Here is a 16984-nt window from a genome sequence, read left to right on the forward strand (position 1 = left end):
CGGGCGGCTTGCGCGGTCAGTGCCATGCAAAAAGGCTGGGCCCTCGTGGCTTGGCCTTTTTGCTTTTGGGGCGCGTGGGTCCCGTCAGCGCAGTCATTTCAGTGATGCCTTGAGCTGCGCGCCACCCGCAGCAGCCCATGCAACCGGCGCGCCTCATACCAGTGCCACCGTGGAGCTGGCTTTGCCAGGCCACGGGTGGCGTCCCCTTGGGGGAAGACGCGAAGCGGCACAGGGGGGATTTCAAGGCTTGCGCTGGTACACCAGCAGGCGCCCCTTGTAGGCGGGCAGATCGCCGCGCACCGGGTGGTCCAGCCGTTCCTCGGTCACTTCAAAGCCGTGGGCCGCCATCTGCTTGTTGAATGCCGAGCGGTTGCCGCGGTTGGGGTCCACGATCCAGATCTGTGCACCCGCGCCCGCATGGCGGTCGATGAAACTGGCCAGCGTGGCGCGCACATCGCGCTCATACAGCACATCGCTGCCCATGATCAGATCAAACTGCCCCTGCACCGCGCTTGCCAGTAAGGGGGCGTTGTGCGGGTGTTCCCGTTGTGCGACCAAAGGCGTGCTTCCCCATTGTCCGGTGCGGTATTTCATCGGGGGCAGGGCGTTGAGCCGCAGGTTCTCCAGCAAAAACGGGTTGGCCAGCGGGTGGCAATCACTGGCCGTGACATCCACGCCGCGCCGGTGGCACACCAGGCTGGCCAGCCCCAGGCCGCAGCCAATTTCCAGCACCCGCTCGTCTTTGCACAAGGGGCGCAGGGCCATCCGTGCCGCCAGTTGGGCGCCCGAGGGCCACAGCAGGCCGAACAATGGCCAGGTCGCAGACGAGATGCCCAGGCGCTCTGCAACGCCCAGAGGGTCAGAAAACTGCTGGCGATCGAGAAGCGAGCGGATGAGCAGGTTGTCCACGCCCGCAATCGGGACGCTTTCCTGTTTGGTGAGATAGCCTGGCATGGCGGGGGCGCGAAGCCATGTCAGGGACCCCGAAGTGGTGGGTGAGCCTGCGAGTATGCGCCCCTTGTCGATGGCCTTTGCGTCCACGGCATTCCGTGGCGCTGCAGGGGGCAGGGGCGGCGTGACGCCTTGGCTGCCACGGTGCGTTGCTATAGTGCACGCCACGCAGCGCGCAGGACGCATGCTTTTCTCCCGACACTTCGTGTTTTCACCTGCTTCTTCAAGGAATTTCCATGGCCGCTGGCAGCCTTCTCGCATTGTTGGACGACATTGCAACCATCCTCGACGATGTCGCCCTCATGACCAAGGTCGCTGCCAAGAAGAGCGTTGCCATGGCCGATGACGTGTCGGTCATGACCAAGGTGGCAGCGCAAAAGACCGCGGGTGTGCTGGGTGACGATCTGGCGCTCAATGCCCAGCAGGTCACGGGCGTGCGTGCAGAGCGCGAGATTCCGGTGGTCTGGGCTGTGGCCAAGGGTTCGCTGGTGAATAAGGCGATTCTGGTGCCGGCCGCGCTGCTTATCAGCGCCTTTGCGCCCTGGGCGGTGACGCCGCTGCTCATGGTGGGTGGCGCATTTTTGTGCTTTGAGGGGTTTGAGAAGCTGGCGCACAAGTTTTTGCACAGCCCGCACCAAAAAGAGGCCGAGCACGAAAGCCATGTGAAGGCCAACGCCAACCCGGCTGTGGACCTGGTGGCTTTCGAAAAAGACAAGATCAAGGGCGCCGTTCGCACCGATTTCATCCTGTCGGCGGAAATCATCGCCATCACCCTGGGCACGGTGGCAGGTGCGCCGTTTGTGCAGCAGGTGACGGTGCTCGTGGGCATTGCGCTGGCCATGACGGTGGGTGTTTACGGCCTGGTGGCGGGCATCGTCAAGCTCGATGACCTGGGGCTGTGGCTCAACCAGAAGCCGGGCGCAGCGGCCCGTGCCGTGGGCGCAGGCATTGTGCGCGCGGCGCCCTGGCTGATGAAGACGCTGTCGGTGGCGGGCACGGCGGCCATGTTTCTGGTGGGCGGCGGGATTCTGGTGCATGGGGTTCCAGCGCTGCACCATGCCGTGGAGGGCGCGGGTGCAGCGGCGGCCCTTTGGCCGGTGGGTGGTCTGTGGGCTGTGGTGGTTCCCAACCTGCTGAACGCCATGGTCGGCATCGTGGCCGGTGGCCTGGTGGTGGCGGTAGTGACCGTGGTGGCCCGGCTGCGCAAGGGTGCCAAGGCGCACTGAGGACCCTGAAGTGACCCGGAAGGCCCGGGTGCTCCGTCTTCGGGTAACTACCAAGAGTTTGACCTGAGGCAAGGTTGACCATTTTGCTAACAGGCTCAATTGCGGTACGGGGGCCGTCCCCGTTTAACCGCATTGGGTTCTGTATGAAAAAAAATCTGCTGGCTGTAGCCGTTTTGTGCGCATTGACCTCTGGCGCTGCTTTTGCGCAGCAAGCTGAGAGCCCTTGGCTTGTGCGCGTGCGCGCCGTCCATCTGGACAGCGCCAACAAGGACAGCACGGGCCTGGGCCTGTCGGTCAACAACAAGACGATTCCTGAAGTTGACATCTCGTATTTCTTCAACAAGAACGTGGCTGCCGAGTTGATCCTCACGGTGCCGCAAAAGCACGACCTGAGCTCCAGCGTTCTGGGTGGCCGCATCGGCTCGCTCAAGCACCTGCCGCCTTCGCTGCTGTTGCAATACCACTTTGACGCCCCTGGCTTCAAGCCCTATGTGGGCGCCGGTGTCAACTACACGCGCTTTTCCAACGTGAACCTGCCCGCCGGTGTGGACATCGACCGCAACAGCTGGGGCGGTGCCCTGCAGGTCGGCGTGGACATTCCCCTGTCCAAAAACCTGTATCTGAACTTCGACGTGAAGAAGGTTTACATCAAGACCGACGTGTTCGCTGGCGGTGCCAAGCAGGGCACGTTCAAGGTGGACCCCGTGCTGGTGGGCGTGGGCCTCGGCTGGCGCTTCTGATGCAACGGCGCTGCGTGAGCGGCGCCTTGCCATCAGACCCCAAGGTCAAAAGGGCTGGCGCGTGCGCCGGCCTTTTTTTTTGGTGGTTTCCACCGGTGGGCCGTGACGCGGCGGTCTGCCGGCGCTGGGTATTGATTGAAAAAACGCTATATAAATAATAGCTACTAGCGCTTGATAGTATTTGGCTAGAGCCTGAAAATGCCAGAGATCGTATCGCACTCTCCCGGATGAAAAGTGGTCCAGAGCGATTCCGTGTCGGTGTAATCCTGCGCGCCCCGTCGTTGCAGGCTGTCACCCGGGGTGAACGCAGTGGGGGTAGCCTGTGGCATCGTTCACCACCCCATGCCCAACACCCGACGCACACCGCCATGCCCCTGAACCGCCCCAGCGACATCACCGACGGCCTGAGCCAGCGTCCCGCGCGCATCTCACCCAAATACTTCTACGACCAGCGGGGCTCGCAATTGTTCGAAGCCATCACCCGCCTGCCCGAGTACTACCCCACGCGCACCGAGACGGCCCTGATGCAGCGGCATGCGGCCGACATGGCCCGGCATCTGGGCGCCGTGCGCACCGTGATCGAGCTGGGCGCCGGCAGCTGCGAGAAGGCCCGCGCGTTGTGCGCCTGGGTGCGGCCCGCCTGTTTTGTGGGGGTGGATATCTCGGTCGATTTTTTGCAAGAGGCCGTGCTGCGCCTGCGTGCTGACATGCCGGGGCTGGATGCGCGGGCGGTGGGTGGCGACATGACCCAGGGCGTCGTGCTGCCCTCCGACATTCCACGGGCCGGGCGCCTGGTGTTTTATCCGGGCTCCTCCATCGGCAACTTTGACCCGACCCAGGCGCTGGAGTTGTTGCGGCACATGCGCGCCCTGGTGGATGGCGATGGTGGCCTGCTGATCGGCATCGATCTGCCCAAGGATGTGGCGGTGCTGGAGGCCGCCTACGACGATGCAGCGGGCGTGACGGCGGCTTTCAATCGCAACGTGCTCACGCACCTCAACCGCCTGATCGGCAGTGATTTTGTGGAAGACCAGTGGGGCCACCGGGCGTTCTTCAACCAGCAAGCATCGCGCATCGAGATGCATCTGGAGGCGCTCGCACCAATTTGCGTGCGCTGGCCGGGTGGCGAGCGCCGGTTTGCCATGGGCGAGCGCATCCACACCGAAAACAGCTACAAATACCCCCTTGCCGTGTTCACCGACATGCTGGCCCAGGCGGGTTTCTCCCATGCGCAGGCATGGACCGACGAGCGGGGCTGGTTTGCCGTGGTGCACGCCCGCCCCTGAACCCTCTGCTGAAGCGCTGCCTGGCCATGAATTTGTTGATTTCCCGCTACACCGAAGTGCGCCGCCACACCACCGGGCTGGTGCAGCCCCTGTCACCCGAAGACTGCACCGCACAGTCCATGCCCGACGCCAGCCCGGCCAAATGGCATCTGGCCCACACCACCTGGTTTTTTGAAACCTTTGTGCTGGAGGCGCACGAGCCTGGTTTTGCGCCGTTTGCGCCCGCCTTCAGGGTCTTGTTCAACTCGTATTACAACGGTGTCGGCGCCCGCCACCCGCGGGCGCAGCGCGGTCTGATCACGCGCCCCTCGCTGGCCGAGGTGCTGGCGTACCGGGCCGATGTGGATGCGCGCATGCTGCACCTTTTGTCCACGCCGGGGCAGGATGCGGCACTGTGCGCACTGGTAGAGCTGGGCTTGCAGCACGAGCAGCAGCACCAGGAGTTGCTGGTGACCGACATCCAGCATTTGCTGTCGAGCAACCCGATGCATCCGGCCTACCGTTCGCCGCAGTCAGTGGCCGCCGATGCAGAAGCCGCACCGCCGCTGGTCTGGCATGCGTTTGCCGGCGGGCTTACCGAAATAGGCCATGTGGGCGACAGCTTTGCGTTTGACAACGAGAGTCCCCGCCACACGGTGTATCTGCATCCGTATGCACTGGCATCACGCCTTGTCACCAATGCCGAGTTTGCTGCCTTTGTGGACGATGGCGGTTACCGCAATCCTGCCCATTGGCTGGCCGAAGGCTGGGACTGGCGCGTTGCCCACGGGCTGGAGGCGCCTTTGTATTGGCAGCGTGTCGGTGCCGGATGGCACCAGTTCTCCCTGGCAGGGCTGGGCCCGTTGCGCCATGGGCAGCCCGTGGTGCACCTGTCGTATTTCGAGGCGGACGCCTACGCGCGCTGGGCAGGTGCGCGCCTGCCCACCGAGGCCGAGTGGGAGCACGCCACGGCACTGCTGGCTTCAGGCACCGCTGGCCGTGGCCCCCGCACAGATGCGCTGCACCCCAGTGCGGCCCGGGGCGTCGGCTTGGAGCAGCTGTTTGGTGAGGCGTGGCAGTGGACGCAATCGAGCTATGCGCCATACCCCGGTTTCAGGGCCGCAGAAGGTGCCGTGGGCGAATACAACGGCAAGTTCATGGTGAACCAGTATGTGCTGCGGGGCAGCTCGTGCGCCACGCCGGCCGGCCATGCACGCGCCAGCTACCGCAATTTTTTCCCGGCCACGGCGCGCTGGCAGTTTTCGGGGGTGCGGCTGGCCAGAGACGCCTGACGCTTCTGAAACGTCCCCACGTCGCCCCACCGTCCGAGACCGTGGCGCCCGCTGGGGGTTGCGTTGGCTGTGGGTCAGTCGGCCCCGGTGTCCTGCGCAGGCTTGCGCGGCCGGCGTGGCCGGGCAGGGGCTTTTTTGGGCGACTCGGGTTCGCTTTCTGCAGAAGCTGTCGGCACTGCGCTGGTGGCACGGGCCGAGCTGGAGGGTGCATCGTGCGGGCCCTGTGCCGCCGTGGCCGCCACAGGCGCAACCGCCTCGACCGGTTGCGTCACCGGCTTGCGGCTGCGCGCACGGCCGCGCGCGGGTTCGGCGGACGTGGCGGATGTGGCGGGCGCCAGGGGTTTGGGCGCTTCGGTGGGCTGCTCATGGGCTGGGCGCTCCAGTGTGCGCGGTTCCATGGCGGGCGGTTCCGTCGTGCGCGGCTGCTGCCGAAAATAACCGCCCACTGGCCTTTCTTGCGGCACATCCAGCTGCGCACGGACCGGTGCACTGACCGGCGCATTCATTGGTGAACCCATCGGTGCATCGCCTGGCGCATGAAGCGCCGCAGTGCCGTCGTTGTCGCGCGGCATCGCGCTGAACGATGGGTCTTCACCTGCCAATCCGTCGTCGCTGGCGTGAAGCATGGGGGGCAATTCGCGCGGGTCGGATGATGCTGCGTGCCCGGATCGGCCGCCACGTCCGCGCTGGCGTGGCCCGTGGCTGTCAGCGCCGGGCTCTCTCGGGGGCTGGGGGGCGTTCTGGCGGAAATAGCCCGTCATCGGGTTTTCACCTGCCGTGTCGGGCCGGGCGCGGGGGGCGCCGCTGCTGCCATGGCTGCGAAACACGTAGGCGCCCGATTTTTCGTCCCGGCCAAACTCCAGCAAGCCGCGCTCCTGGGCTTCTTCCAGCAGGTTGCCAAAGGCCCGAAAACCGTAATAGGTTTCGCTGAAGTCGGGTTTGCGGCGTTTGATGGCTTCCTTGAGCACCGAAGCCCAGATCTTGCCGCTGTCGCCGCGCTCGGAGACCAGTGCATCAAACGTCTCCACGGCCAGTTCGATGCCCTGGGTACGGCGCGACTCTTGTGCTTCCTTGCGGTTGCGCTCTTCCTCGGGCGAGCGCCGGGCCTGGGGTGCCGCATCGGAAGGCTGGCGCCGGGCTTGCGCGCGCTGGCTTTCACGCACCAGATCGTCGTAGAAAATGAACTCGTCGCAATTGGCAATCAGCAGGTCCGAGGTGGACTGCTTGACGCCCACACCGATCACCTGCTTGGCGTTTTCGCGCAGCTTGGAGACGAGCGGGGAGAAGTCTGAATCGCCGCTGATGATCACAAAGGTGTTGACGTGCGACTTGGTGTAGCACAGGTCCAGCGCGTCCACCACAAGGCGGATGTCGGCCGAGTTTTTGCCCGACTGTCGGACATGGGGAATCTCGATCAGCTCGAAGTTGGCTTCATGCATCGTGGCCTTGAAGCCCTTGTAGCGATCCCAGTCGCAATAGGCCTTTTTGACGACGATGGAGCCCTTGAGCAGCAGGCGTTCGAGCACCGGCTTGATGTCGAACTTGTCGTATTTGGCGTCACGCACTCCAAGGGCGACGTTTTCAAAGTCGCAGAACAGTGCCATGCTGATGCTGTCGGTGGGGGAGGCCATGTTGTATCCATTCACGTTGCTGGCGGGATCATCACACGGAAACGCGGCGGCATGGAAACGCATTGCCGGTTTCAGGGCTGGCTGGCGGGTGGGCTGGTGGCCGCTCTGGGGCTGTCCGGCGATGTCCGAGCCACCGGCGGGCGCGGGCATACTCACGGTTCCTTGCTGCTCCAACGGATTTCGACATGCCCGACACCCCGTCCATCGCCCCAACGCCACCTGCATCGGCCCGCCGTGGGGTCAGCGCCTGGTGGCGTGCCCTGGCGATTTTTCTGCTGGTGACTTTGTTCATTGCCTGGGCAACCAGCGCGAGCATGGTCGAACAACTCAAGGCGCAAATCGCGCACCTGCAGACCAAGGTGGCGGCGGTGGCGCAGGTGCAGTACCTGTCGGTGCTGCTGGACGACCGGCACATGCCTGCCCTGCTGGTGACGGCCGACACGCAGGGCAGCGTGCTGCAACTGCAGCGCCTGAACGAGGTGCGCGAGGGGCGGGAAGACAGCATGCAGCTGTGGGCGCTGGATGGCGACAAGCCCCCACGCTCGCTGGGCGTGATTGCCAGCACCTACAAAACCCTGCAACTGCCTGCCCCCGCCACTGCGTTGGCGGGCGTGCAAGAGCTGGCCATCAGCGTGGAAGACAAGGGTGGCGCCGTCGAGGGGCACGGGCCCCGGCTTCCTTACCTGTTCAAGGGCGGGCTGGTCAAAAAGGCCCTCTGAGCGCCAGCACTGGGCAGGTTTGCGGGCGGCAAGACCACGCAGCCTGTTGGATCCTGTGGGGCTGGTCCCGGCATGGCGCGCGTGGTCAGCGGCTGCACCATGGGTGAAAACGCTCGGATTGTTGCTATATAAAAAATAGCTGCCGGCGCTTTCCTGGTTTGATTTTCAATCGGTTTATTAATTAAAAGCAATGAAGAGCAAGCGCAATAAGCTATTTAATTCATAGCAAATTGCACAAACTCGTCAAATATCGTCGAGCAGCGGGTAAGGCAACGGGGCCAGCGTGAGGGGCACGCCACCCGCTGCCCCCACTTGCAGCGCTTCTTGCGCGGCGGCAATTTGCAGCGACACGATGGCATCCACACCGCCACCGGGCGCGGGGGCCACCTGCACCACGGTGCCGCAAGGCTGCTCCAGGTCGCTGGCCGCAAAAACCTCGGCACCTGCCACCACATCGGCCGCGGCGTGCGCAATGAAGGCCCGGCGCTTGAGCGTGCCGCGGAACTGGCTGCGCGCCACGACTTCCTGGCCCGGGTAGCAGCCCTTCTTGAAGTTCACGCCCCCCACCGATTCGTAATTGAGCATCTGCGGCACAAAGGCTTCGACCAACGGCGCCGCGAGCGTGGCAACGCCGCTTTGCACTTCGCTCCACATCCACAGGGCCGCATCCAGCGCCGGGCCGGCTGGGGCTGGCTCGGCAGAGGGGGTTACCCACAAGGCACGGGGCTGGCCGAGGGCAGGGTACAGGTGCACTACCGTTGACAAGCCAAAATCGGCTTTTGTCCATGCGGGTTGTGTGCCACCAGCTGCTGAATTGATAGCATCGCCGGCCACTCCGTACAGCGCGTAGTCGGCCGTGGCATCGCTCAGCCGGGCCTTGGCGCGCATCACAAACATCGACAGGCGCTTGAGCGTGGGCGCCAGCAGGTCGCGGCTGCAAACCAGCAGCACCTCGGTCTCGCTGCGCTTGAAGCCGATGAAACTGGCCTGCATGCGGCCTTTGGCCGACAAAAAGGCAGCCAGGCGGGCGTGCTGCAGGTCGAGCAAGGCGAAATCCTGGGTGAGCTGGCCGTGCAGAAACTTGGCGGCGTCTTCGCCTTCCACGCGAATCACGCCGAGATGGGACAGGGGGGCAATGCCATTCAGTGGGTAAGTCATCGCTGAATTATGATGCGCTGCTTCATACATACAGACGGCAGGGTTGTGCGACGTTTACTGGCTTTCATTGTGGTGGTTGGGATCGCACTGGGTGGCGTTGCCTACTGGTGGCTGCACCAGCCGCTGCCCATGGCGGGTGCAGGCACGCAGGCGCTGGAGCTTGCCATCGAGCCCGGCACCACGGCGCGCGGTGTGGCCCGCGATGTGGTGGCTGCGGGCGTCAACACCGATGCGCGCCTGCTGTATGCCTGGTTCCGCCTTTCGGGGCAAGACCGTGCCATCAAGGCTGGCAATTACGAAATCCCGCCGGGCACCACCCCCGTCACCCTGCTGCAAAAGCTGGCTCGCGGCGAAGAGGCGCTGCGCGCCTTCACGCTGGTGGAAGGCTTGAACTGGCGCCAGGTGCGGCAGGCCCTGGCCAGGGAGGACCAGCTCCAGCCCGACTCCGCCCGGCTCACCGATGCGGACCTGATGGCGCAGCTTGGGCGCCCGGGTATGCATCCCGAGGGGCGGTTTTTCCCCGACACCTATGCCTATGCCAAGGGGTCGAGCGACATTGCCCTGTTACGCCGCGCCATGCACGCCATGGACCGCCGCCTTGAAGCCGCCTGGGCGCAGCGCGCTGCCGACACGCCCCTGAAATCGGCGGAGCAAGCGCTGATTTTGGCCAGCATTGTCGAAAAGGAAACCGGCCGGGCCAGTGACCGTGGGCAGATTGCCGGCGTGTTCACCAACCGCCTGCGGGTGGGCATGCTGCTGCAGACCGACCCGACGGTAATCTACGGGCTGGGCGAGAAGTTTGACGGCAACCTGCGCCGCCGCGATCTTCAGACCGACACGCCCTGGAACACCTACACCCGCGCGGGCCTGCCGCCCACGCCGATTGCCATGCCCGGCAAGGCATCGCTGCTGGCGGCGGTGCAGCCCGAGCCCACGCGCGCACTGTACTTTGTGGCCAAGGGCGATGGCACCAGCCATTTCAGTGCCTCGCTGGACGAGCACAACCGCGCTGTCAACCGCTATCAGCGGGGGCAGTGAGCGGCACGCGGGATTTTCCGCGCGCCTCACACCAGCCGGCCCGCAACGATTCAACCAAGGTTTTCATGTCACGACCCGGTCTGTTCATCACCTTTGAAGGCATCGACGGCGCAGGCAAGTCCTCGCACATCGGGGGGCTGGCCGAAGCCTTTCGCGCACAGGGCCGCACCGTGACCGTCAGCCGCGAGCCCGGCGGCACTCCGCTGGCCGAGAAGCTGCGCGAGATGGTGCTGAACGACCCCATGGACGCGCTGACCGAATCGCTGCTGATTTTTGCCGCCCGCCGCGATCACCTGCGCAATGTCATCGAGCCCGCGCTCGCGCGTGGCGATGTGGTGTTATGCGACCGTTTCACCGACGCGACCTTTGCCTACCAGGGGGCAGGGCGGGGCTTCGATCTTGGGGTGCTATCAACCCTGGAGCGCTTTGCGCAGACGGGGCTTCGGCCAGAGGTCGATTTGATGCGTGAACCCGATCTGACGGTGTGGTTTGATCTGGCCCCCGAGGTTGCCGCCGAGCGCCTTGCCGGTGCCCGCGTTCCCGACCGTTTTGAGGCCCAGCCCGTGGAGTTCTTCCGCCGCGTGGCCCAGGGCTACGCCGACCGGGCTGCTGCTGCGCCCCAGCGTTTCGTGCGCCTGGATGCCGCGCAGGAGCGCCATCGCGTGTGGCAGCAACTCACCAGCGTATTTGTGCGCAAGGGGTGGCTGGCGATCATGGTGGCCAGCCAGGGAGGCCCGCAATGACCGAGAGTGCCGTGGCCCTCGCACCCTGGATTGCCGCACAGCGCGCCAGCCTGCTGGCGCAGCGCGGCCATGCCTGGCTGCTGCAAGGCCCTTCGGGGCTGGGCCAGTACGCCCTGGGCATGGAGCTGGTGCGCGCATGGCTGTGCGATGCCCCCACGGCCCAGGGCGCTTGCGGCCGGTGCGGCAGTTGCCATGCCATCGATGTACGCACCCATGCCGACCTGTGCGTGCTGATGCCCGAGGTGCACATGCTGGCGCTGGGCTGGCCCCTGTCGGAGAAAGCCCAGGCCGACATTGACGATAAAAAGCGCAAGCCCAGCCGCGAAATCCGCGTGGAGGCCATGCGCGATGCGGTGGAGTTTTCGCAGCGCACGTCGGCCCGCGGGCGGGGCAAGGCGGTACTGGTGTATCCGGCCGAGCAGATGAACCACATCACGGCCAATGCGCTCCTCAAGACCCTGGAGGAGCCGCCGGGCGACGTGCGTTTTGTTCTGGCCAGTGAGGCCGCGCACCAGCTGCTTCCCACCATCCGCAGCCGCTGCCTGGGCCACGCCATGGTCTGGCCCGCCGAGGCCGAGATGCTGCAGTGGCTGGCGGCGCAGGGGGTCGAGCCTGCGGCCGCAGCGGCGCATCTGCGGGCTGCAGGTGGCCGGCCTGACGACGCGCTGGTGCTGGCCCGTTCGGGGCGCAGTCCGCAGTCGTGGGCCGCTTTGCCCCAGGCCATTGCGCGTGGCGACGTGGCGGCGCTGGGCGATTGGGCACCGGCCCAGGTGATCGATGCCCTTCAAAAGCTGTGCCACGACCTGCTGGCTGCCAGTGTGGGCGCTGCTCCGCGCTATTTCGCGTCCGGCGACCTGCCCAAGCCGCCGCCGTTGGGGGCTCTCACGCGCTGGTCGCGCGCCCTGGCCAAGGCCGCACGCACGGCCGACCATCCGTTCAATGCCGGCCTGATGCTGGAGGCGCTTGTAGCCCAGGCGCGAAACACCCTACACTCAAGGCACTGAAGCCGACCCCATCACCATGAGCAGTCCATCCACAGCGCCCCGTCCCAGTGTCATGCAGCTGGCCATCAAGGAAAAGGCGGCCTTGTACGCGGCCTACATTCCTTTTTTTGTGGAAGGGGGCATTTTTGTTCCCACGCCGCGCGACTACAAGCTGGGTGACGATGTGTATGTGCTGCTGACCCTGCCCGACGACACCCAGCGCTATCCCGTGGCTGGCCGCGTGGCGTGGGTCACTCCCCCTCGCGCAGCGGGCAACCGCACACAGGGGGTTGGCATCCAGTTCCCCAAAGATGAAAAATCGCGGCAGCTCAAGGCCAAGATCGAGGAGCTGCTGGGCACGGCCCTGGGGTCGGAACGTCCCACGCAAACCATTTGATTGCATGGTCTGATCTTGTGCCGACCCGCGCTGGCGGGTCGGCTTTTTTGTTTTGAAACCGCATGTTTACCGATTCGCACTGCCACCTCACCTTCACCGAACTGCTCAGCCAGCTGCCCGCCATTCGCCAGGCCATGCAGGAGGCACAGGTCGAGCGCGCCCTGTGCATCTGCACCACCATGGAAGAATTCGACGATGTGCATGCACTCGCGCTGGCCCATGACAACTTCTGGAGCACGGTGGGTGTGCACCCCGACAACGAGGGCGTGACCGAGCCATCGGTGCAAGACCTGCTGGACCGCGCCGCGCTGCCCCGCGTGGTGGCGATTGGCGAAACGGGCCTGGACTACTACGGCATGGAAGACCGCAAGGGCGGGCGCAGCATTGCCGATATGGAATGGCAGCGTGAGCGCTTTCGCAACCATATCCGCGCAGCACGGGCCTGCGGTAAACCGCTGGTGATCCACACCCGCAGCGCCTCGGATGACACCCTGGCCATCCTGCGCGAAGAGGGCGAAGATGGCGCGGGCAATCGTGCCGGTGGCGTGTTCCACTGCTTTACCGAGTCGATGCAGGTGGCGCGGGCCGCGCTGGACCTGGGGTACTACATTTCGTTCTCGGGCATCGTCACCTTCAAGAGTGCGCAGGATCTGCGCGACGTGGCCGCCTTTGTGCCCATGGATCGCATGTTGATCGAAACCGACAGCCCTTACCTCGCGCCCGTGCCCTACCGGGGCAAGACCAACAACCCGTCCTATGTGCCCCTGGTGGCCCGCCAGATTGCACAAACCCGTGGTATCCCGCTGGAGGCGGTGGCGCAGGCCACCAGCCGCAATTTCGAGACATTGTTCAAAGGAGTGGTGGCATGAGCCTGCAACGCCGTTCCGTTTTGGCCCTGGTGCTGGTGGCGGTCACTGCCACGGCGCAAGCGGGCTCTTACGAAGACTTTTTCACGGCCATCCGGCGCGATGACGGGGCCGCCATTTCCGCGTTGCTGCGGCGGGGTTTTGACCCCAACACGCGCGACCCCAAGGGGCAGGTAGGTTTGTCGATGGCGTTGCAGCTGGAATCCCACAATGCCTTCATGGCGCTGATGGGCGCGCGGCAGCTAAATGTGGAAGCCCGCAATGCGCAGGACGAAAGCCCGCTGATGCTGGCCGCCATCAAGGGCAACATCGAGGCCGTCAAGGCGCTGATTGCGCGCGACGCCGATATCAACAAACCGGGCTGGACGGCGCTGCACTATGCCGCGTCGGGCACCACGCCCGAGCACACGCGCATTTTGGCCTTGTTGCTGGAGAACCATGCCTACATCGATGCGGCATCGCCCAATGGCTCTACGCCTTTGATGATGGCGGCGCAATACGGCACAAGGGAAGCCTTGCAGTTGTTGCTGGACGAGGGGGCCGACCCGGCGCTGAAAAACCAGCTGGGGCTGACTGCCACCGATTTTGCGCTGCGCGTCAGTCGCAGCGAGGCGGCAGAGGTCATCGCCACAGCGATTCGCCGCCGCCAGCCCAACCGCGGCAAATGGTAAGTGGCAACCCGGGCAACCGGGTGCGCAGGCCCTCGGGTCTTTTCTAGCCGGCTGCGGGGCGGTTTTGCAGGCGGGCATAGAGCCCGCCGCTGGTCAGCAAAGCGCTGTGTGTGCCTTGCTCTGCAATGCGGCCTCGCTCCATCACCACCACGCGGTCGGCGTGTTCGATGGTGGACAGGCGGTGGGCGATGACCAGTGTGGTGCGGCCGCGCATGAGCCGCTGCAGGGCGTCCTGCACCAGGCGTTCAGACTCGGTGTCCAGCGCGGAGGTTGCCTCATCGAGGATGAGGATGGGCGCATCCTTGTAAAGCGCCCGTGCAATCGCCAGACGCTGGCGTTGTCCGCCCGAAAGCTGGGCGGCGTTGTGGCCCACCACGGTGTGGACGCCCTGGGGCAGGGCTGCAATATGTTCTGCCAGGTTCGCGGCGGCAAGGCAGTCGTGCACCCGTTGTTCGATGATGGGGCTGCCCAGGGCCACGTTGGCGGCAATGCTGTCGTTGAACATCACCACATCCTGGCTGACCATCGCAAATTGCGAGCGCAGGGCATCAAGGCGCCAGTCGCTCAAGGGGTGGCCGTCCAGCAGGATCTGGCCCGACGAGGGACTCACGAAACGCGGCAGCAGGTTCACCAGGGTGGTCTTGCCTGCGCCTGACGGGCCCACCAGCGCCACGATCTCGCCCGGTTGCACCGTCAGGCTCACACGGTCCAGGGCGGGCGCATGCTCTGGGCCAAAGCTCACCGTCACATCCTGCAGGGTGAGTGCGCCTTTGGCCCGCTCTACGGTGTAAAGGCCGCCCGTTTCCGCCTCGGCATCGCTCAGCAGCGCCAGGCCCCGCTCCAGTGCCGCCAGGCCGCGTGTGATCGGGTTGGCCACGTCGGCCAGCCGGCGGATGGGTGCAATCAGCATGAGCATTGCCGTGATGAACGCGACAAAGCCGCCCACCGTCACCTCCCGTGTGTCCACCGCTCCCCGGTTTTGCCACAGGGCGATGCAGATCACCGTCGAGAGTGCGGCGGCGGCCAGCAACTGGGTGAGCGGCGTCATGGACGACGATGCAATGGTCGATTTGATGGCCAGCCGACGCAGGCTTCGGCTCAGGCGGCCAAAGCGTTCGGCCTGACCCGCTTGCGCCCCGTGCAGGCGCACCATGCGATGCGCCAGAACGTTTTCTTCCACCACATAGGCCAGTTCGTCGGTCGCCTGCTGGCTGCTTTTGGTCAGGCTATACAGGCGACGGGACAGCGTCTTCATGATCCAGGCGACGCCGGGCACCACCACGGCCACAATCAGTGTGAGCTGCCAGTTCAGGTAAAGCAGATAGCCCAGCAATGCGATGAGCGTGAAGCCGTCGCGCGACAGGCCCAGCAACGCCTGCACCAGCAGGGTGGAGCCCGTCTGTACCTCGTACACCACCGTGTTCGAGAGCGCACTGGCCGACTGGCGGCTGAAAAGGGCCATTTCTGCTGCCAGCACGCGGTCAAACAACGCTTGCCGCAGCGCGAGCATGCCTTCGTTGGCAATGCGCGCCAGTGCGTATTGGGCAACGAACTGTGCAATTCCCCGCACCAGAAAAACGCCCAGAATGGCAACTGGCACCATCCACAACTGCAGCGTGCCCTGGGTGAAACCGCGGTCGAGCAGCGGTTGCAGCAAGGCAGGAATGAGCGGCTCGGTCGCTGCGCCCACCAGGGTTGCCACAACGGCAACCACCCAGGCGAGGCGCTGGTGCCCAAAATAGGTCGAGAGCCGCGCCAGCCGGGCGCGCAGGTTGGGGGGCGAAGCAGGCTGGGTGGCAGCGGCCTGGGCGTTCGTATCGGTGGCGTGCATGTGGCCCGGATTCTACGATTCGCTGCGGGCCCATCGCACAGTTTGTCACAGGGGTGCCCCGATGGTGTGTAACATTGGCGGCTGTCCACCGGCTTTCGCTCGGTTTCCGCTGGCTGCCAATGACCACTGATCGAACTCCTCACCCCACACTCTCCGCGGCATTGCCGCAACCCTTGCGCCGCCGTCTGATGGCCGCGTTGATTTCCACCCCCGCCTTGCCCGCCCTGGCGCAATTTCGCGTCGAGGTCACGGGCGTCGGGCTGACCCAGCTGCCGGTGGCCATCGCCCCGTTTCGCGGCGAGGCCCAGTCCCCCCAGAAAATCGCCGCCATTGTGCAGGCCGACCTGGAGCGCAGCGGGCAATTTCGCGCGGTGGATGCGTCGGGCTCCGCGCTTGACGAAACCTCGCGTCCCGATGTGGCGCTGTGGCGGCAAAAAAGCGCTGATTCACTTGCCACCGGAAGCGTGACACGCCTGGCGGACGGCCGTTTTGACGTGCGCTTTCGACTGTGGGATGTGGTGCGCGGGCAGGACCTGGGTGGGCAGAGCTTTGTGGTCACCCAAGGGGACCTGCGTCTGGTGGCGCACCGCATTTCCGACTTCATCTACGAAAAGCTGACCGGCGAGCGTGGTGTTTTTTCGACCCGCATCGTTTATGTCACCAAGGCGGGTACGCGTTACAGCCTGTGGGTGGCAGATGCCGATGGCGAGAACGCGCAGTCTGCCTTGTCCAGCCCCGAGCCCATTATTTCGCCCGCCTGGTCGCCCAATGGCGGGCAAATTGCCTACGTTTCGTTTGAGTCGCGCAAGCCCGTGGTGTATGTGCACGACGTGGCAACGGGTCGGCGTCGGCTCATCGCTAATTTCCGCGGCTCCAACAGCGCACCCGCCTGGGCGCCGGATGGCCGCACGCTGGCGGTCACCCTGAGCCGGGACGGCTCTTCGCAGCTCTACACCATTGATGCCAATGGCGGCGAGCCGCGTCGATTGATGCAAAGCGCCGGCATTGACACGGAACCCTCGTTCTCCAGCGATGGCAAAAGCATTTACTTTGTCAGTGACCGCGGCGGCGCCCCCCAGATTTACAAGGTGCCTGCCTCTGGCGGCAATGCGGAGCGAGTGACCTTTACCGGCACTTACAACATCTCGCCCAGCATCAGTCCCGACGGCCGCTGGCTGGCCTACATATCAAGGGTCGGCGGTGCATTCAAGCTGCATGTGATGGATCTGACGTCGGGCGCTGTTTCGGCCATTACCGACACCAGCGCCGATGAAAACCCCAGTTTCGCCCCGAATAGCCGCCTGATCGTTTATGCAACGCAGCAGCAGGGCCGGGAATCGCTCATGACCAGCACCCTGGACGGAAAAATCAAGGCACGGCTTGCCGGGCAGGGCGGTGACATTCGCGAACCCGATTGGGGTCCGTTTCAGAAACAGTGAACCTTTCGACTTTTTTGTATATCAAGCTCTCAGG

Annotated in this window: 16 protein-coding genes; 12 read left to right on the top strand and 4 right to left on the bottom strand. The window is 64.8% G+C overall.

Translation table 11 applies throughout. From position 1 onward, the window contains the following. Window positions 1-240: 240 nt before the first annotated feature. Window positions 241-954 carry a methyltransferase gene (locus K226_RS0111200; protein WP_024814894.1) on the bottom strand — a complete coding sequence of 238 codons (714 nt, stop codon included), beginning with the start codon at window positions 952-954 and terminating at the stop codon, window positions 241-243. Between the two features lie 233 nt (window positions 955-1187). Between K226_RS0111200 and K226_RS0111205 the strand changes: the two genes are divergently transcribed. The 4 genes from K226_RS0111205 to egtB all read left to right on the top strand — a co-directional run bounded on the left by K226_RS0111205 (window position 1188) and on the right by egtB (window position 5474). Then, complete coding sequence (locus K226_RS0111205) at window positions 1188-2177, top strand: DUF808 domain-containing protein (RefSeq protein ID WP_024814895.1); 990 nt, start codon at window positions 1188-1190, stop codon at window positions 2175-2177. Window positions 2178-2320: 143 nt separating this feature from the next. Continuing rightward, window positions 2321-2917, top strand: coding sequence for an OmpW family protein (locus K226_RS0111210; RefSeq protein ID WP_024814896.1), 597 nt, complete (start codon window positions 2321-2323; stop codon window positions 2915-2917). A gap of 368 nt (window positions 2918-3285) precedes the next feature. Then, the gene (gene egtD, locus K226_RS0111215; RefSeq protein ID WP_024814897.1) at window positions 3286-4203 is read left to right on the top strand and encodes an L-histidine N(alpha)-methyltransferase; all 918 of its coding nucleotides are present in this window, start codon (window positions 3286-3288) and stop codon (window positions 4201-4203) included. Between the two features lie 26 nt (window positions 4204-4229). Beyond that, the gene (egtB, locus tag K226_RS0111220) at window positions 4230-5474 is read left to right on the top strand and encodes an ergothioneine biosynthesis protein EgtB (RefSeq protein WP_051463532.1); all 1245 of its coding nucleotides are present in this window, start codon (window positions 4230-4232) and stop codon (window positions 5472-5474) included. A 74-nt stretch (window positions 5475-5548) separates the two neighbouring features. Here egtB and K226_RS0111225 read toward each other — a convergent pair whose 3' ends face one another. Continuing rightward, window positions 5549-7105 (bottom strand): NYN domain-containing protein, encoded by a 1557-nt coding sequence (locus K226_RS0111225; RefSeq protein ID WP_024814899.1) that lies wholly within the window; start codon window positions 7103-7105, stop codon window positions 5549-5551. A gap of 185 nt (window positions 7106-7290) precedes the next feature. Between K226_RS0111225 and K226_RS18905 the strand changes: the two genes are divergently transcribed. Further along, window positions 7291-7824, top strand: a complete 534-nt coding sequence (locus K226_RS18905) for an anti-sigma factor (RefSeq protein WP_024814900.1) — start codon at window positions 7291-7293, stop codon at window positions 7822-7824. A 243-nt stretch (window positions 7825-8067) separates the two neighbouring features. Here K226_RS18905 and K226_RS0111235 read toward each other — a convergent pair whose 3' ends face one another. Continuing rightward, entirely contained in the window at window positions 8068-8982 is a 915-nt protein-coding gene (locus tag K226_RS0111235; RefSeq protein WP_024814901.1) for a folate-binding protein YgfZ, read from the bottom strand. Window positions 8983-9027: 45 nt separating this feature from the next. Here K226_RS0111235 and mltG point away from each other — a divergent pair, with 45 nt between their 5' ends. The 6 genes from mltG (at window position 9028) to K226_RS0111265 (ending at window position 13680) form a co-directional block, all read left to right on the top strand. Then, on the top strand, window positions 9028-10020 hold the full coding sequence (gene mltG / locus K226_RS0111240) for an endolytic transglycosylase MltG (protein ID WP_369795431.1): 993 nt from the start codon (window positions 9028-9030) through the stop codon (window positions 10018-10020). A gap of 65 nt (window positions 10021-10085) precedes the next feature. After that, entirely contained in the window at window positions 10086-10763 is a 678-nt protein-coding gene (tmk, locus tag K226_RS0111245; RefSeq protein ID WP_024814903.1) for a dTMP kinase, read from the top strand. Then, window positions 10760-11767, top strand: coding sequence for a DNA polymerase (locus tag K226_RS0111250; RefSeq protein ID WP_024814904.1), 1008 nt, complete (start codon window positions 10760-10762; stop codon window positions 11765-11767). The genes tmk and K226_RS0111250 overlap by 4 nt, the downstream gene beginning before the upstream one ends. Before the next feature lie 16 nt (window positions 11768-11783). After that, window positions 11784-12143 carry a PilZ domain-containing protein gene (locus K226_RS0111255; protein WP_024814905.1) on the top strand — a complete coding sequence of 120 codons (360 nt, stop codon included), beginning with the start codon at window positions 11784-11786 and terminating at the stop codon, window positions 12141-12143. 62 nt (window positions 12144-12205) lie between these two features. After that, window positions 12206-13012, top strand: a complete 807-nt coding sequence (locus K226_RS0111260; protein WP_024814906.1) for a TatD family hydrolase — start codon at window positions 12206-12208, stop codon at window positions 13010-13012. Next, a complete protein-coding gene (locus K226_RS0111265) occupies window positions 13009-13680 on the top strand; it encodes an ankyrin repeat domain-containing protein (RefSeq protein ID WP_024814907.1) in 672 nt (223 codons plus the stop codon). The genes K226_RS0111260 and K226_RS0111265 overlap by 4 nt, the downstream gene beginning before the upstream one ends. Before the next feature lie 43 nt (window positions 13681-13723). On the opposite strand, the gene msbA is transcribed toward K226_RS0111265, so the two are convergent. Continuing rightward, on the bottom strand, window positions 13724-15511 hold the full coding sequence (gene msbA / locus K226_RS0111270; RefSeq protein ID WP_024814908.1) for a lipid A export permease/ATP-binding protein MsbA: 1788 nt from the start codon (window positions 15509-15511) through the stop codon (window positions 13724-13726). Window positions 15512-15630: 119 nt separating this feature from the next. Here msbA and tolB point away from each other — a divergent pair, with 119 nt between their 5' ends. Beyond that, entirely contained in the window at window positions 15631-16950 is a 1320-nt protein-coding gene (tolB, locus tag K226_RS0111275; protein WP_024814909.1) for a Tol-Pal system beta propeller repeat protein TolB, read from the top strand. Window positions 16951-16984 lie beyond the last annotated feature (34 nt).

This window comes from Acidovorax sp. JHL-3, from assembly GCF_000526295.1.
Classification (GTDB): domain Bacteria; phylum Pseudomonadota; class Gammaproteobacteria; order Burkholderiales; family Burkholderiaceae_C; genus Acidovorax; species Acidovorax defluvii.

Excerpts from the sequence above, each read along its gene's own strand:
- K226_RS0111235 (WP_024814901.1), bottom strand. The coding sequence starts at position 8,982 with ATGACTTACCCACTGAATGGCATTGCCCCCCTGTCCCATCTCGGCGTG.
- K226_RS0111265 (WP_024814907.1), top strand. The coding sequence starts at position 13,009 with ATGAGCCTGCAACGCCGTTCCGTTTTGGCCCTGGTGCTGGTGGCGGTC.
- egtB (WP_051463532.1), top strand. The coding sequence starts at position 4,230 with ATGAATTTGTTGATTTCCCGCTACACCGAAGTGCGCCGCCACACCACC.
- K226_RS0111210 (WP_024814896.1), top strand. The coding sequence starts at position 2,321 with ATGAAAAAAAATCTGCTGGCTGTAGCCGTTTTGTGCGCATTGACCTCT.
- K226_RS0111225 (WP_024814899.1), bottom strand. The coding sequence starts at position 7,105 with ATGGCCTCCCCCACCGACAGCATCAGCATGGCACTGTTCTGCGACTTT.
- K226_RS0111260 (WP_024814906.1), top strand. The coding sequence starts at position 12,206 with ATGTTTACCGATTCGCACTGCCACCTCACCTTCACCGAACTGCTCAGC.
- msbA (WP_024814908.1), bottom strand. The coding sequence starts at position 15,511 with ATGCACGCCACCGATACGAACGCCCAGGCCGCTGCCACCCAGCCTGCT.
- K226_RS0111200 (WP_024814894.1), bottom strand. The coding sequence starts at position 954 with ATGCCAGGCTATCTCACCAAACAGGAAAGCGTCCCGATTGCGGGCGTG.
- K226_RS0111250 (WP_024814904.1), top strand. The coding sequence starts at position 10,760 with ATGACCGAGAGTGCCGTGGCCCTCGCACCCTGGATTGCCGCACAGCGC.
- egtD (WP_024814897.1), top strand. The coding sequence starts at position 3,286 with ATGCCCCTGAACCGCCCCAGCGACATCACCGACGGCCTGAGCCAGCGT.
- tolB (WP_024814909.1), top strand. The coding sequence starts at position 15,631 with ATGACCACTGATCGAACTCCTCACCCCACACTCTCCGCGGCATTGCCG.
- K226_RS0111255 (WP_024814905.1), top strand. The coding sequence starts at position 11,784 with ATGAGCAGTCCATCCACAGCGCCCCGTCCCAGTGTCATGCAGCTGGCC.
- tmk (WP_024814903.1), top strand. The coding sequence starts at position 10,086 with ATGTCACGACCCGGTCTGTTCATCACCTTTGAAGGCATCGACGGCGCA.
- K226_RS0111205 (WP_024814895.1), top strand. The coding sequence starts at position 1,188 with ATGGCCGCTGGCAGCCTTCTCGCATTGTTGGACGACATTGCAACCATC.
- K226_RS18905 (WP_024814900.1), top strand. The coding sequence starts at position 7,291 with ATGCCCGACACCCCGTCCATCGCCCCAACGCCACCTGCATCGGCCCGC.